Consider the following 12,726-nt stretch of genomic DNA (forward strand, 5'->3'; position numbering starts at 1 on the left):
CTCATGGGCCGGCCGCGCCTGTTCGGCGGCGTGCTCGACCTCGCCCGCGCGGCAGGCGTAGGCCGCCAGGTTGGAGCGGGCCACGAGCGTGAACGGGTGCCGTTCTCCAAAGGTCCGTTCGTACCCGTCCACGCAGGCCTCCGCCCGCCGCCAGGCCGGTTCGAAACGGTCCTCGGCGGCCAGACAGGCGGCCAGTTCCAGGCCCATCGCCAGACTCCGCGGGTGGTCCTCGCCGTACTCGTTCAGGTGCAGTTCCCTGGTCCGAAGGATCCGGCGCAGCGCCTGCTCGGGTTCGCCGACCAGGCGTTCGGTGACCGCCAGCTCCTTGCGGGCGTGCAGAGTGTGCGAGGAGAGTTCCCCGACGGTGCGACGCAGCAGGTAGGCGGCCTGCTGGATCTGGCGCTGGGCGATCACGTACTCGCCCATCCTTCGCCGATAGGTCGCGGCGGCCGAGGACAGGATCCACGTGTGCGGATGCCCTTGGGACAGCAGTTCTCGCGCGCTGCGGAACGCCTGGGCGGCGTTCTCCAGAGCGGGACCGTACTCACCGGCCGCGGCCAACGACAGTGCCAGGTTGTGTTTGGCCAGCAGGGTGTGCTGGTGGTCGGGCCCACGGTCGTCGAGGTAGGCGTCGTAGGTCTTGCGGTCGTGGAGCAGGGCCTCCTGGAACCGGCCGAGGGCGCGCAGGTCCGAACCCATCCCGCGCCGGGTCAGCAGGGTGAACGGGTGTGCCTCGCCCAGGACCTCCAACTGGAGGTCGAGGGTCCTGCTGTTGAGCCGATCCGCCGCGCGGTGATCGCCACGCGACCGGTGGACGTTGGCCAGTTGGGTGGCCAGACGGAGCCGGAGTTGGTCGCGTTCGCCGAAGGACTCGGTCCAGTTCTCCAACAACGGCACGCCCAGACGCAAGGCGGCCCCGAACTCGCTGTGCCGGTGGTGGTAGCGCACCTGGTTGACCAGCCAGCGGCGCACGTCCTCGTGGGCGCTGCGGTCGGCACCGGAGGGGGCGATGTGCCAGCGCAGGTGTTCGTAGCGGTGATCATGCCGGGTGTCGTCGGCCTCTTCGTCGTGCGGCGCGTAGGCGGCCAGCAGTAGCCGGGCCGCCTCCTGGAAGCGGGCGCGTTCGCCCTCGGGGATGCGGTCGCGGACCACCTCCTGCACGGCCGGGTGCACCGAGAACGTCTTCAGGTGTCGGTCGTGGTGGAGCAGCAGCACCCGGGTGAGCTGGTAGTGGATGTGGTTGAAGTTGATCAGCCCGCTGCGGTAACGGGGGTCGGCCTTGCCGTACTCTGCGACGGCGCGGGGCGAACGCAGCAGGTCCTCGGGGATGCCGTCCGGGGACAGGTGCGAGACCAACCTGATCAGGCACAGGCTCGCCGGGTGGTAGCCCTCGATCTCGTCCAGGGCCAGGGAGCCGCTCAGTCGTTCCTCGAACGAACCCTCGCCCCCGGTGACGGACGGTTCGCGCTCGTCGAGCAGTCGGACGTACTCGGCCACCGCCCGGCCCCCGTCGTCGCGACGCTGGGCGGCGTTCAGCCATTCCAGGGCCCGGTGCAACAGGGCGGGCAGGTGGCGCAGGCGTCGGGAGAGGCCGAGCGCGGTGGCGGCGTCCACCTCCGGGCACCGGTCGTCGAAGAGCTCCACGACCTCCTTCTCGGTGAAGGGGCCCACCTGCAGGCAGCGTCGGTGCCCGTAGGCCTCCCAGTCCCGGTGGTAGGAGGTGACGATGACGTGACCGTGGTCGTGGGGGATGAGCGCGTCCAGGTCACCGGGCGGCCCGGCGTTGTCGTAGACCAGCAGCCAACGGTGCACCGGTCGGCCTCGGCGCAGCGCCTCCAGCACGTGGTCCGGGCCCTCGATCCGCCGGTCGGGGTCGCCCGGGTCGTCGGGGGCGCGCCGGTTCAGTTCGACCGCCAGGTCGCTCAGGGAGGCCTCGACCTTCTCCGAACGGTCGGCGGAGATCCACCGGATCAGGTCGTAGTCGCTGCGGAAGCGTCGGACGAACTCGCGCACGATCTCCGACTTGCCGCTGCCCTGCATGCCCACCAGCACCACCGGCGGTTTGTCCTCCATCCCCTGGCCGAGCAGGTCACGGATCCGCTCCAGGTGCCCCTCACGGCCGCTGAAGTTCGGGTTGCCGCTGGGTGCGTTGTTGATCCGCTCGGGGTTGGGCTCGCCGGGATAGCGCGGTCCGTGTTCGGGCCCCAGCGAACGGCGGCTGTCGAAGGCCGGGTCGAATCGGGCCAGGAGCGCGCGGCGTGCGTCCCGTTCCTCACGGATGCGCAGGTTGAGCCACTCGGCCTCGGGGAAGTCGTCGGGTGGGGCGCCCTCCCCGATGGTCACGCCGAGCACCCGGTGCACGCCGTTGCCACCGTGCTCCGCTTCTCGTTCCAGGAAACGTGCCAGGACGTCCATGGCGGGGGAGCCGCGCAGGTGGGCGGAGACCAACACCGTGACGACGCTGTTGGCCGGCGCGTGTGGTGGCGCGTCCGGGTCGCTCCTGGGACGGATCACCCGGATACCGACCCACTCCAGTTGGGCGCCGACCCAGTCGACCCACACCCGGTCGCGGGGGTCGGCCACCAGGACCACCGACGTGACCGTTCCGTGCCGGATCTGCTCGAAGACCAGCTGGACCTGTTCGGTCTGCTCCTGGGTCAGGTGACGGCCACGGGGGACGTCGCCGTCGGTGAGCAGGGAGGTCAGGCGCTCGTAGGAGTGGAACAGGGAGTTGGGCATCCTGGTCCGTTCCAGGAAGGCCGCCAGGGTGCGACGTTCGGCGATGGCCGCCTTGTAGGGGATCTCGGCCCGTCCCCAGTACCGCCACGGGTCGTCTTCGGGCACCTCGACGTAGGGGGCGAACCGGGCGTAGGTGGAGTCCAGGTGGGCGGCCAGTTCGGGCAGGTCCTGGTCGACCCTGGTCAGCACCGGGTGGACGGGGACGTCGGGTGTCTCCGCCCGTAGGTCGGCGGCGATCCCCACGGCCTTGGTCACGGCGTTCTGGTTCAGGGGCAGGCACAGCACGACCTGGTCGGCCAGGAGCGTGGCGCACTGGCGTCCCAACAAACCGTTGCCGGGGGCGGTGTCCACCAGCACGTAATCGAAACCGCTGTGAAGCAGGCGGGTGCGCAGCGCGCGCAGGAAGTGCCGGGCCGCCGGGCTGGTCGCGAAGCGCGCGTTGTGGATGTTCTGCAGCAGGATCCGTTGTTCGGGATCGCGTCCGCCGGGCCCCAGATAACCGATCTCTCCCTCGGGGACCCCGGGGATCACCGTCCAACGGCTCAGGCGGTCGATGCGATGGCGCAGTTCGGTGCCCTGCCGGCACACCTGGGCCGGGTCGGCGCCCGGGACCTGGGCCTGGGCCATGATCTCGGTGACCATGTCGACGATCCCGTGCTGGGGCTCGCCGCGCAGGGTGAACAGCGGCGCGAAGTACTCCCGCAGCTCCGGATCGCGCAGGTGGAAGTCCACGAGCAGGACGCTGCGTCCGGTGCCTGCGATGTTCCAGGCGATGTTGGCCAGGGACGTGGTGCAGCTGCTTCCGGACAGGGGGGAGTGGAACACGAGGATCCGACCACTGGAGTTCGTCTCCCCGCTTTCTTTACTGGTCAACGTGGCTCCGGGATTTCCCTTATCCGTTTTTCGTCGGGCGGGCCAGGGGCGTTCGGTCGCTTTCCCCTGGGCTTTTCGGGCGGGGTAGGGGTGTTCCCGTTTTCGTGCCCGGAGAATCCAGTGTGTACCGGAACGAGATCTCGAAAAAGGGGAGGAAGAAAGGGATGGGAATCATGTTGCGTGTGGGGCGTTTGTTGTCCCCATTTGTCCGCAGGTGAAAAGGCGAAGAAAAAATGGGCCCTCGGCGTCGTGCCGAGGGCCCCACCCGTGTTCGATCACTCCCGGAACGGGACGCGGTACTCCGAGGCCCGATCCTCGGCGAAATCCACCAGCCGTTCCTGCCTGCGCGCCACCGCCGGCCGCTCCGGGTACGCCGCACGGCGCAGCTCCCCGCGGCGGCCGTGTCGGTTGGCCAGGGCCATCGCGGCCGAACGCCGCATCCCCAGCTCCTCACCCTCCTCGGCCAAGACCCGGCGGACCCGGGAACGGTGGGTGTGCCGCACGACGAAGTAGACGATCATGGCCACCAGGAACACCAACAGGGACTTGAGCACGGTTCCGACGATTCCCTCGATGATCGGCGAGTCGAAGAACCAGTGCACCCCCATCGCCACCAGGAGCAGCAGCGCCGCCCGCAGGCCGTGACGTCGACCGGGTCGCCACGACGCCGCGACCATCAGACCGACCGCGGTGCCGGCCACCGCGGTCATGGCCCAGTGCGAACCCAGTCCGGTGAGCCCCACCCGCACCAGGAGCGTCTGGAGCACCGAGGCGGGCCCGTCGATGCCGCCCACCATGGGGATCACGTTCATCGTGTAGGTGAAGTCCTCCACCAATTGGAAGCCCAGACCCACCAAGGCGCCGATCACGAAACCGTCCACGGGTCCGCGCAACACGTGCGGTGCCATGACGGCGATGAGGACGACCCCGGTGACCTTGAGCAGTTCCTCGTTGACGGGAGCGCTCAACGCCGCGCCCCATGCCTCGCCGAAGGGCAGCCCGCCGAGGGTGTTCCAGATGGTCATCAGGTTGCCGTTGGCTATCAGCGCGAGTCCCACGGCGGCGGTCATGCCCCAGAGCAGGGCCAGGAGCGAGTAGGTCGTCGAGGGGGGACGTACCGGGCGGATGCGGCGCAGCACCCAGAACCCGATGACGCCGACCACGGTGAGTATCAGCGCCGACAGCACGGCCTCACCGAAGAACACCAGCGCGGCCCCGAGGAGGCCGTTGACCATGATCGCGAACCCGGCCAGGCACAACAGTCCGAACACGACCGCGGTGACCAGGCGCGGGAGACGCTGAGGCCGAGTCGGGCCCTCCCGCGGGGCGGGCGACCGTTCGGCGCCCTCTCGATCCTGTTCCGAGTCACGTGGAGAAGGCACGTACGCGTCCTTCCTGGACGGGATCTCGGGTTCAGGGCGTGCGTGGCTCATGCCCCTCCTCCCGTTCGGTCGAACCTGATGGACTGGAGGAGCTTCTCCGCGTCGGCCAGGTCGCCTCCGCTCTCTTCGCCGACGGCGATGGACTCCACGGCGAACCCTCCGTTCGGGGAGGGGAAGAGGGCCGCGGTGCCGATCTCCTTGTTGCTGTGCAGGGTCCCGGTCAGTCCCTTGGCGCCCGACTCGGCGGTCACCGGTCGGGGATCGGTGAGGCTCGCGGAGGAGTCGCCCACCCGGGCGACCTCGCGCATGCCCTCCCACAGTTCGGTCTCCGACGATCCCTCGGGCGGGGTGACCACGGTGACGTGCAGTCGCACCGCCCCCTTGCCGAACCGGTACTGCTGTCCGGCGCTGCTGGAGCCCGGGTAGAGCTCCCAACCGTCGTCGAAGGACAGTTTGGCCTCGTGCCCGGAGCCGGTGGCGATCACCATGCTGTGCCCGGAGCTGACGGGCTTGCTGTCGGGGAGGGCGGCGCTCACCGCCGTCCACCCACCGACCAGGATCGCGACCGCGGCGACGGAGATCCCCAAAGGGAACCATCCGCTGCGCGGTCCGCGCGGCCTCGCGTGCCGAAGCGTCCCGCTCTCCTCCACCATCGTGCCCCCTCGCTGTGCGCTGTGTGCTCACCAGCGAAACATCAAGGAAGACTCCGAAAGCTGAAGAAATCGGTTCTTGGCGCACGTTTACGACAATTTCACCGAACTCCGGGTCGGAGGAGACCCGCGCGTCGGACACGAGGAGGTGCCCCGGGCGAAAACCCGCGAAGGCGACCATGGGAACGTGCCGCACGTCCCCTTGGAATGTCGACGCGAACGTGATGGGATGCCAACGCCCGAAAGCACCCCCGAAACCGAAGGCCGCCTCGAGCCGATGTCTAAGAAGACCGACGCCCTCACCAGGGACCGTTCCTCCCTTGGTCACCGAATCCGCTACGCACTGCGCAACCCCGCCAAGGTGGGGCCGTACATGCGCCGTTCCCTGCGCGACCTGCGTCTGCGCCTGACCCACCGCGACCACGTCTCCTACTACCGTGCCGTCATGGCCTCCGACGCCGCCCGCGACCCCAGGGCCGCGGTCGGCAGCCGCAACGAGGAGCGGTGGCTGGCGCTGGGGCGGATGCAGTTCGAGTACCTGCTCGGCCACGGGTTGGAGCCCGGTCACCGCATGCTCGACATCGGTTGCGGGAACCTGCGCGCCGGCTGGCGGTTCATCGGCCACCTGGACCCGGGCGGCTACTACGGCATCGACATCTCCCCGGACATCCTCATGTCCGCGAAGAAGGTCTTGGCCGAGCGAGGCCTGCAGCACAAGCTCCCGCACCTGACCATCACCCAGGACCTGACCTTCGACTTCCTGCCCGAGAAGCACTTCGACGTCGTCCACGCGCACAGCGTCTTCTCGCACTCGCCACCGGAGGTCATCGACGAGGCCCTGGCCCACGTGGAGCGCATCCTCGCTCCCGGCGGCTTCTTCGACTTCACCTTCGACCGCACCGAGGGCACCGAACACCACGTGCTGCGCGAGGACTTCTACTACCGCACCGGGACCCTCATCGCCATGGCCGAGAAACACGGGCTCCGGGCGCGTTTCATGGACGACTGGGAGAAGCTCCCGCACGGGCAGTCCAAGATCCGGGTGACCCGACCCGACCTCCAGGAGTGAGTGGGGGCCGTGGCCTTTGGTGGCCCCCGGTTCCAGGGTGAGTACTCCGGGTGAGAATCGGGTGTCTCGGGTCGCGATTCGGTCCCGAACCGGTCTTTAAATGACCTTTATATGTCCTGGTCGTCATCCGAACGTGGGTTTCGCGAGTCAATGGGATGAATCCCCCGTATCCCCCGGTTCGACACTTTCAGTGACGAGCCGTTCGCGAAAGGCCGTCCATGCTCGTGACAGCCCGCCTCAAGCGCGCTGCCGAACTCCTGATCCCCCACTCCGTCAGGGCCCGTCGAGAGGAGGAACGTCTCAGAGAACGGGCGCTGGCCAAGGAGGAGCGCCGCCTGGCACGCGTCGCCCAACGCCGCGCCGCCCTCCTGGAATCCGACCCCGGCCTGCGCTCCTACACCGTCGAGGGAGCCGAGCGCATCGGTCGCGTCGTGCGGGACTACACCGCCGCCGGAGCCGCCGACCGCAACCTTGACCTGGTCCTGCGCGCACTGGACCATGCCGGGATCGACCACTTCGTCGTGCCGGGTCGCTCCCCGCAACGCCACGTCCTGGGCGTACACCGCTCACGGCGCAAGGACCTGTTGGAGGCCATGCGCGAACTCCACGGCGACAGCCCCCTGTACGCCGTCGCGCCCGGGCCCGACGGCAAGGCCGCCAAGGCCTCCGCCTACGTCGACGGCGCCCTGGACACCGAGGTCAAGAGCGGCCTGGTGATCCGCTTCGCCGAACTCCTGCTGTCCGAACACGAGGACGAGTTCGGCGGGTTCGACCACGGCTGCGACGTCGAGTTCTGGCGCGAGGCCACCAAGGTCCTGGCCGGAGACCGGGCCGAACACGCCCTCGACCGGCTCCGCGTCAAGATCCCCGTGGGCGCGATGGACGGAGCGCTGTTGGGGCCGCGCCCCAACCGGATCGCCGACGTACTGACCACCGACGCGCGAACGCCCGCCACGCTCACCGTGCGAGGGCGCGAACTGCCCACCTTCGAGCCGTTCTCGCACCGTCACCCCGAGGACGTCGGGTTCCCGGTCGACGTCGTCTACACCTGGGTCGACGGCGCCGATCCCGCGCACGCCGCCAAGCGCGCCCGCCACCGCGGCGAGGTCGTCGACCTGGCCACCCACGCCGCCAACTCCTCCCGCTACACCGACCACGAGGAACTGCGCTACTCGCTGCGCTCACTGCGCATGTACGCACCGTTCGTGCGCCACATCTACCTGGTCACCGACGCGCAGGTGCCCTCCTGGCTCGACACCGACGCCCCGGGCCTCACCGTGGTCGACCACCGCGACATCTTCACCGTCCCCGACGCGCTTCCGGTGTTCAGCTCACGGGCCATCGAGACCCAACTGCACCACATCGAGGGTCTGTCGGAGCACTACCTCTACCTCAACGACGACGTCTTCTTCGCCAAGCAGGTCGGGGCCGAGTACTTCTTCCACTCCAACGGGATCGTCCGGCTCCCCTTCTCCAGCCACCAGATCGGTGTCGGAGCCCCGATCGCAGAGGAGGTCTCCCCCAACTGGGCGGGCAAGAACGCCCGCGCGCTGCTCATGGAGGACTTCGGCGCGACCATCGCCCAGAAGGTGCGCCACGCCCCCTTGCCGCAGCTGCGTCGGGTCCACCGGGAACTGGAGGAGCGCTACCGGGAGGACATCGAGCGCACGGCGCGTTCGCGTTTCCGACACCCGGACGACATCGCCCCCGCCACCACCCTGCACCAGTACTACGCCCTCTTCAGCGGACAGGGGGTACGCGGGAAGTACCGGACCCGCTACATCGACATCGGTACCGAACAGGCGCGGGAGAACCTGGCGGAGCTGGGCCTGGACGCACCGTTCGACTTCCTGTGCCTGAACGACTTCGACACCCCGCCCGAACGTCAGGAGGAGGTGGCCGAGATGCTCCGCGACTACCTGGAGCGCCGCTTCCCGTTCCCTTCCCCGTTCGAGCGCGTCGACGTCCTCATCGGTGAGGACGACCCCTCGCGCACCGAGGTCGCGGCCTGATCGTTCCCGGGGCGCGGACGAGGGCCGCGCCCCGGGACGGAGCCGTTCAGCTCGTCACAGGGTCGTGGCCATCGGGCCGCCGTTCCACTCGACCGCGTCCTTGAGCGCCCGCTCCAGGTCCATCGCCTCGCCGGTCAGGTCGGCCCGGGCGCGATGCAGGTTCATCACGAGACGTTCGGCGTCGGCCCAGTCGGCGAATTCGCCCAGGTCGGCGGCGCGGGCGGCCTCCAGCGGGGTACGGCCCTCCCGTACCGCGTCCCCGGCGGTGGCCAGCACGAACCGGTAGTAGCGTTCGTGCGCGGCCAGGACCCCGTCCAGGTCGCGGGCCTGGAACACCGGCCCGTGCCCGGGCACGACGTGTTCGGGGGAGAAGGAGCGCACCCACTCCAGTGAGCGCAGCGCCCCGTCGAGCGAGCCCATGAACACCAGTGGGGTCAGCCCGTGGAAGACGAGGTCCCCGCTGAACAGCACCCGCTCCTGCGGCAGCCAGGCCACCACGTCGCCGGGGGTGTGCGCCGCGTACCCGGGGTGGTGCAGGTCGACCCGGCGCCCGCCCAGATGCAGGGAGAGTTCCCGGTCCAGGGTCACCGAGGGGACCCTGCGGGTGACGTCGCCCCAGTCGGGAACGGGCTCCCACACGGGCGGGACGTTCTCGAACAGCGGGTCGTTCTCCAGGGCCTCGCGCATGGCGCTCTGCCCGATCAGCACGGTGGAGTCGGGCAGCACGCTGTTGCCGTAGGTGTGGTCGCCGTGCTGGTGGGTGTTGAGCGCCCAGTGCACGGGAGCGTCGTCGGTGGCGGTCGCGAGGGCGTCCAGGAAGCGGCGGGTGCGGGTGGCGGTGGCGCAGGTGTCGATGACCAGCGTGCCCTCGGTTCCGGTGACGGCGCCGGCGTTGTTCACCCACCAGGTGCCGTCGGGCTGCACCCAGGCGTACACCCCGGCGATGACCTCGTGCAGTGCCCCGCTCTCCGGTCCGGTCCCCGTCGCCTCGCCCACGTGCGTCCCTTCGTTGGTGCCCGATCGTCGATGCAGCAGCGTAACGCGCTGTCATCGTCCTGTGGGTCGGGTTCGGACACTCCGTGCGGCTGGATGGCGGGAGGGGCTGGGTGAGCCGGAACGGCCCTCGAACGTCGGTGGGTGGTGCTAACTTGCCCCCCATGGATACCCCCCGATACCTCACCGCTCTGCGGGAGCACGGCGCCGCACTGGTCGACGCGGCCGACGGTCGGCTGGACACCCGGGTGCCCAGCTGCCCGGGGTGGACCATGGCCGACCTGCTCTGGCACGTCGGGGAGGTGCACCACTTCTGGCGGGCGATCGCCTCCGGTGCGGTCAAGGATCCCGAGCGCGACCACACCGAGCCGGTGCGTCCCACCGACGCCGACCTGTCGGCCTGGTACCGGGACGGGCTCGCCCGGACCCTGGCCGAGCTCACCGCCCTGGACCCGACGGCGCCCCGCTGGACCTGGGCGCCGCGCAAGGACGGCTCCTTCATCCAAAGGCGCATGGCCCAAGAGACCATGGTGCACGCCTGGGACGGGCTCAACGCGATCGGTCGCTCCGAGCCACTGCCCGCCGAGATGGCGGCCGACGGGGTGGACGAGTTCCTGACCTACTTCCTGGGGTTGCGCGAGATCCTGGGGCCGCCCGTCGAACCGGTGGGTCCGGTCGGCACCGTGCTGCTGGCCGCCACCGACACCGGCCACGTCTGGACGGTCGACCACACCGGGGAGCACTGGCGGATGCGCCGTGAGGAGCATCGGGCGAGCTGCGCCGTCACCGGGAACGCCTCGGACCTGCTGCTCGCCCTGTGGCGACGCGCCGGCACCGACACCCTGAAGGTGGAGGGCGACGCCGAGGCCCTCCCACTGCTGATCCAGGCCGCCGAGACCGAGTGAGCCTCAGCGACGCCGGTCGAGGAAGGTCGCGACGGCGTCGCTGAAGAAGACCGGATCGTCCAACCAGGGGAAGTGCCCACCACCGGGCTGCGTCACCGTGCGGGCGTCGTCGAACAACCGCGCCGCCTCCACCACGACGTGCGGCCGTGGTCCACCGTCCAGCTCCCCGGCCAGGAGCAGGACCGGCACACCCCAGGAGGCCACCACCGCGCGGCCCGCCTCCGGGTCGAAGGCCTCCGGTGGCGAGAACAACCCGGCCGCGTGCTCGTTGGACTGCTCGGACCCGGCGGCGGCGTGTGCCCGCGCCTGTTCGTCCCAGCGCCCGTAGAAGAACGGCATGACCGCGCCCCAGTCCTCGTCGGCGGTGGAACCGTTCGCCAGGTTCGCGTAGCCCCGCATCGCCGCCTCGAACCAGGGTTCACCGGAACGCAGGGCGGCGGCCTCTTGGAGGTGCCCGTCGGTGAACTCGATCCCCAGGGGCCGCAGCCGAGCGGTCACCAGCACCAGGGAACGCACCCGGTCCGGGTGGGCGAGCGCGTACAGCAGCCCCAGGTCCCCGGCGGCGGAGTGGGCGAGCACGTCCATCCGTTCCAGGCCCAGATGGACACGGAGCGCCTCCACGTCGGCGACCTGCCGGTCACAGCGGTACCCGGAATCGTCCTCGGGGGGTTGTGAGTCACCGGTTCCGCGCAGGTCGAGCAGGATGAGCCGGCGACGGGCGGACAGCCCGCCCAGGTCACCGAGGTAGGCGGAGGCGCGCATGGGGCCGCCGGGCAGGCACAGCAGCGGTTCGCCGTGTCCGTCGGATCGGTAGGACAGGAGGGCGCCGTCGGGAGCTTCGAAGGTGGGCATGGCCGTCATCCTCGCGGCACGGACCCCCATGGGCAAGGGGATTTGTGCCGCCCGACCCCGAGACCGCTACGGTCCGCCGTATGTGAGACGAGCCCGCCGACGTCGACGAACATCGCCTCCTGTCCGCCCTGGCCGACTGGGGCGTGCGCGCCGTGGCGCTGACGCACGTGCCCCTGGGCTTCGGCGACCACCACTGGAGCGCCACCGACGCCGTGGGCCGACGCTGGTTCCTCACCCTGGCCGACCTGGAGCACAAGACCTTCCTCGGCGAGGATCCGGGCACGGTGCTCGACCGGTTGGAAGGGGCCATGGACACCGCGGCTCGGTTGCGCGACGACGTCGGGCTCGGGTTCGTGGTGGCGCCGCTGCGCTCGCTGTCCGGCGCCACCGTCCACACCGTCGGCACGCACCACGCGCTGAGCGTCTTCCCACACGTGGAAGGCGACTCCGGGGAGTTCGGTCGGGTCCTGGAACCGGGCCGCCGTGACCGGCTCCTGGACACGCTCACGGCGCTGCACCGGTGTCCGCCTCCCGAAACCGCGCGCACGCTCCCGATCGCGCTGGAAGGCACCGAACGCCTGGCCGCCCTGGCCGAGGACCCCCGCGGGCTCGGCGACCACGGGTCCCTGTCGGGCGCCGTCGCCGACCTCCTCGACGAGTACGGCGCCGCCCTACGCGCACATTTGAGCGGGTTCGGGCGCCGCGCCGCCTCGGTCGACCTCTCCGGGGTCGTCACGACCCACGGCGAACCGCATCCGGGCAACCTGCTGTGGCGCGACGACCGGCCGCTGCTGGTCGACTGGGACACCGTCGGTGTCGCCGTGCCCGAGCGCGACCTGTGGTCGGTCACCGACGATCCCGACGCCCTGGCCCGTTACGCCGACGTCTCCGGGCACGTTCCCGACCCCGACCTGCTCGACCTGTACCGGCTGCGTTGGGACCTGCGGGACGTGGTGGAGTTCGTGGACCTGTTCGGTTCCCCGCACCGGAGCACCCCCGACACCGAACAGGCACTTGCGGAACTGGCCGGCGTGCTCGCCCGGCTGGCCGACCGTCCGACCGACTGAGCGAGTCGAGCGCCCCGACACACCCTCAGCGGCTCGACCCCGCGGGCACGAACACCCGCAGTGCCGCCGGGCGCTTGCAAAACGACATCGTCGGCGATCCCCGCACGACCTCGCCGTCCACCGCGATCAACCGCGGCCGGGAGGGGATGGCCAGGGTCAACGACTCGACCAGGCGTTCGCTGTA

Annotated in this window: 9 protein-coding genes and 1 pseudogene; 4 read left to right on the forward strand and 6 right to left on the reverse strand. The window is 70.1% G+C overall.

Going from position 1 to position 12,726, the window contains the following annotated elements:
• The 3 genes from fxsT to K8V84_RS09260 form a co-directional block, all read right to left on the reverse strand.
• The coding region (fxsT, locus tag K8V84_RS09250) for an FxSxx-COOH system tetratricopeptide repeat protein (RefSeq protein WP_304073042.1) at positions 1-3,612 on the reverse strand (3,612 nt) is incomplete at its 3' end.
• 275 nt (positions 3,613-3,887) lie between these two features.
• Complete coding sequence (locus K8V84_RS09255) at positions 3,888-4,994, reverse strand: PrsW family intramembrane metalloprotease (protein ID WP_304073044.1); 1,107 nt, start codon at positions 4,992-4,994, stop codon at positions 3,888-3,890.
• Between the two features lie 47 nt (positions 4,995-5,041).
• Complete coding sequence (locus tag K8V84_RS09260; RefSeq protein WP_304073047.1) at positions 5,042-5,647, reverse strand: hypothetical protein; 606 nt, start codon at positions 5,645-5,647, stop codon at positions 5,042-5,044.
• A 274-nt stretch (positions 5,648-5,921) separates the two neighbouring features.
• Here K8V84_RS09260 and K8V84_RS09265 point away from each other — a divergent pair, with 274 nt between their 5' ends.
• Both K8V84_RS09265 and K8V84_RS09270 read left to right on the forward strand, forming a co-directional pair.
• Positions 5,922-6,713 carry a class I SAM-dependent methyltransferase gene (locus K8V84_RS09265; protein ID WP_304073050.1) on the forward strand — a complete coding sequence of 264 codons (792 nt, stop codon included), beginning with the start codon at positions 5,922-5,924 and terminating at the stop codon, positions 6,711-6,713.
• A 218-nt stretch (positions 6,714-6,931) separates the two neighbouring features.
• The gene (locus tag K8V84_RS09270; RefSeq protein WP_304073052.1) at positions 6,932-8,725 is read left to right on the forward strand and encodes a stealth family protein; all 1,794 of its coding nucleotides are present in this window, start codon (positions 6,932-6,934) and stop codon (positions 8,723-8,725) included.
• Positions 8,726-8,779: 54 nt separating this feature from the next.
• On the opposite strand, the gene K8V84_RS09275 is transcribed toward K8V84_RS09270, so the two are convergent.
• Positions 8,780-9,721 carry an MBL fold metallo-hydrolase gene (locus K8V84_RS09275; protein WP_304073054.1) on the reverse strand — a complete coding sequence of 314 codons (942 nt, stop codon included), beginning with the start codon at positions 9,719-9,721 and terminating at the stop codon, positions 8,780-8,782.
• A 161-nt stretch (positions 9,722-9,882) separates the two neighbouring features.
• Between K8V84_RS09275 and K8V84_RS09280 the strand changes: the two genes are divergently transcribed.
• Positions 9,883-10,623, forward strand: coding sequence for a maleylpyruvate isomerase family mycothiol-dependent enzyme (locus tag K8V84_RS09280; RefSeq protein ID WP_304073057.1), 741 nt, complete (start codon positions 9,883-9,885; stop codon positions 10,621-10,623).
• Between the two features lie 3 nt (positions 10,624-10,626).
• Here the strand turns inward: K8V84_RS09280 and K8V84_RS09285 are convergent, their stop codons facing one another.
• Positions 10,627-11,475 (reverse strand): alpha/beta hydrolase, encoded by an 849-nt coding sequence (locus K8V84_RS09285; RefSeq protein WP_304073061.1) that lies wholly within the window; start codon positions 11,473-11,475, stop codon positions 10,627-10,629.
• 152 nt (positions 11,476-11,627) lie between these two features.
• Here K8V84_RS09285 and K8V84_RS09290 point away from each other — a divergent pair, with 152 nt between their 5' ends.
• Positions 11,628-12,542, forward strand: coding sequence for a phosphotransferase (locus K8V84_RS09290; protein WP_304073064.1), 915 nt, complete (start codon positions 11,628-11,630; stop codon positions 12,540-12,542).
• A 25-nt stretch (positions 12,543-12,567) separates the two neighbouring features.
• Here K8V84_RS09290 and K8V84_RS09295 read toward each other — a convergent pair.
• Positions 12,568-12,726 (reverse strand): annotated as a pseudogene (locus tag K8V84_RS09295) (PA-phosphatase); the annotation flags it as partial.

The organism is Nocardiopsis listeri (genome assembly GCF_020741345.1).
Taxonomy (GTDB): domain Bacteria; phylum Actinomycetota; class Actinomycetes; order Streptosporangiales; family Streptosporangiaceae; genus Nocardiopsis; species Nocardiopsis listeri_A.